At 49.1% G+C, this 3,185-nt stretch carries 2 rRNA genes; both read right to left on the reverse strand.

What is annotated here, in order from left to right:
- Nucleotide 1: 1 nt before the first annotated feature.
- Nucleotides 2-118, reverse strand: a 5S ribosomal RNA gene (gene rrf, locus CP370_RS08930).
- Nucleotides 119-179: 61 nt separating this feature from the next.
- A 23S ribosomal RNA gene (locus CP370_RS08935) occupies nt 180-3,082 on the reverse strand.
- Between the last annotated feature and the right edge of the window lie 103 nt (nt 3,083-3,185).

Genomic DNA, 3,185 nt, shown 5'->3' on the forward strand with positions numbered 1-3,185 from the left:
AGCACGGCGACTGCCTACCCTCGCAGGCAGTTTCCCACCAACTACTCTCGGCGTTAAGAAGCTTAACTTCTGTGTTCGGCATGGGAACAGGTGTATCCTTCTTGCCATCGCCACCGTACTCTTTCTGAGCTTTTACACTCAAAACTGAATATAATCTCTAGCCTTTAAACCTTTGAGCTTTGGTCAAGTGCTCGACTGATTAGTACTAGTCCGCTCCACATATCGCTATGCTTCCACTCCTAGCCTATCTACCTCATCGTCTTTAAGGTGTCTTACTGCTTTCGCATCGGAAATCTCATCTTGAGGGGGGCTTCGCACTTAGATGCTTTCAGCGCTTATCCCTTCCATACATAGCTACCCAGCGATGCCTTTGGCAAGACAACTGGTACACCAGCGGTATGTCCATCCCGGTCCTCTCGTACTAAGGACAGCTCCTCTCAAATTTCCTACGCCCACGACGGATAGGGACCGAACTGTCTCACGACGTTCTGAACCCAGCTCGCGTGCCGCTTTAATGGGCGAACAGCCCAACCCTTGGGACCGACTTCAGCCCCAGGATGCGACGAGCCGACATCGAGGTGCCAAACCTCCCCGTCGATGTGAACTCTTGGGGGAGATAAGCCTGTTATCCCCAGGGTAGCTTTTATCCGTTGAGTGATGGCCTTTCCATGCAGTACCACCAGATCACTAAGCCCGACTTTCGTCCCTGCTCGAGTTGTAGCTCTCGCAGTCAAGCTCCCTTATACCTTTACACTCTGCGAATGATTTCCAACCATTCTGAGGGAACCTTTGGGCGCCTCCGTTACACTTTAGGAGGCGACCGCCCCAGTCAAACTGCCCACCTGACACTGTCCTCCAGAACGCTCAGCTCTGTGAGTTAGAGGATCCATCAAACAAGGGTAGTATCCCAACATTGCCTCCGGTAAGACTAGCGTCCTACTTTCTCTGGCTCCTACCTATCCTGTACATGTTTAACAAATACTCAATATCAAGCTACAGTAAAGCTCCATGGGGTCTTTCCGTCCTGTCGCGGGTAACCCGCATCTTCACGGGTATTATAATTTCACCGAGTCTCTCGTTGAGACAGTGCCCAAATCATTACACCTTTCGTGCAGGTCGGAACTTACCCGACAAGGAATTTCGCTACCTTAGGACCGTTATAGTTACGGCCGCCGTTTACTGGGGCTTCAATTCAAACCTTCGCTTACGCTAAGCTCTCCTCTTAACCTTCCAGCACCGGGCAGGTGTCAGCACCTATACGTCATCTTACGATTTTGCAGATACCTGTGTTTTTGATAAACAGTTGTTTGGGCCTATTCACTGCGGCTGATATTTTACTATCAGCACCCCTTCTCCCGAAGTTACGGGGTCATTTTGCCGAGTTCCTTAACGAGAGTTCTCTCGCTCACCTGAGTGTTCTCCACTCGACTACCTGTGTCGGTTTGCGGTACGGGTAAAATTGTTCTGGCTAGAAGCTTTTCTTGGCAGTGTGACATCATGACCTTCGCTACTTTTATTTCGCTCCGCATCACAGCTTGAAATCTAAAGACAAGCATTTGACTCATCTTTTTTCTTACTGCTTGCACATGTATTTCCAGCAACATGCGTCATTAGCCTCCTGCGTCCCTCCTTTGCTCATATCGAACAATTTCAGTACAGGAATTTCTACCTGTTGTCCATCGGCTACGCCTCTCGGCCTTACCTTAGGTCCCGACTTACCCTGGGCGGACGAGCCTGCCCCAGGAAACCTTAGTCTTTCGGCGGATAGGATTCTCACCTATCTTTCGCTACTCATACCGGCATTCTCACTTCTAAGCGCTCCATTAGTCCTCTCGATCTAACTTCGCCGCACTTAGAACGCTCTCCTACCACGCATATAATATATGCATCCACAGTTTCGGTACTATGCTTAGCCCCGGTACATTTTCGGCGCAGCGTCACTCGACTAGTGAGCTATTACGCACTCTTTAAATGGTGGCTGCTTCTAAGCCAACATCCTAGTTGTCTACGCAACTCCACATCCTTTTCCACTTAGCATAGATTTGGGGACCTTAACTGGTGATCTGGGCTGTTTCCCTTTCGACTACGGATCTTATCACTCGCAGTCTGACTCCCGTGCATTGATATCTGGCATTCGGAGTTTATCTGGATTCAGTAACCCCTGACGGGCCCCTAGTCCAAACAGCGCTCTACCTCCATTATCATTCACACGAGGCTAGCCCTAAAGCTATTTCGGAGAGAACCAGCTATCTCCAAGTTCGTTTGGAATTTCACCGCTACCCACAACTCATCCCCGCGATTTTTAACTCACGTGGGTTCGGTCCTCCAGCGTGTTTTACCACGCCTTCAACCTGGTCATGGGTAGGTCACTTGGTTTCGGGTCTACGTCATGATACTCTTTCGCCCTATTCAGACTCGCTTTCGCTCCGGCTCCGTCTTTTCTGACTTAACCTTGCACCATAACGTAACTCGCCGGTTCATTCTACAAAAGGCACGCCATTACACTTTAATGTGCTCTGACTACTTGTAGGCACACGGTTTCAGGTTCTCTTTCACTCCCCTTCCGGGGTTCTTTTCACCTTTCCCTCACGGTACTGGTTCACTATCGGTCACTAGTTAGTATTTAGCCTTGCGAGATGGTCCTCGCGGTTTCAATCGGGATTCCTCGTGTCCCGACCTACTCAGGATCCTGCTAAGTCTCTCCGCAATTTCGCGTACGGGGCTCTCACCCTCTCTGGCTTATCTTTCCAGATAATTCTGCTATCACTTCAAGTACTATATCGCAGTCCTACAACCCCAACTGGCAAGCCAGCTGGTTTGGGCTCTTTCCTGTTCGCTCGCCGCTACTTGGGAAATCGATTTTTCTTTCTCTTCCTGCAGCTACTTAGATGTTTCAGTTCACTGCGTCTTCCTTCATTAACCTTAACAGTTAATGATAATACCTCGCGGTATTGGGTTCCCCCATTCGGATATCTCCGGATCATTGCTTACTTACTGCTCCCCGAAGCCTTTCGTGGTTCGTCACGTCCTTCATCGGCTTCTAGTGCCAAGGCATTCACCATGCGCCCTTTTCTACTTGACCTATTTCAAGTTGAGTTTCTCTCTCTTCTCGGTCGCTCTTCAATCTGTTTTTTTCGATTGTCTCGGTTTTTTGCTTTTGATTATATTCAGTTTTCAATGTACTA

This window comes from Lactobacillus sp. UMNPBX19, from assembly GCF_002553805.1.
Taxonomy (GTDB): Bacteria; Bacillota; Bacilli; order Lactobacillales; family Lactobacillaceae; genus Lactobacillus.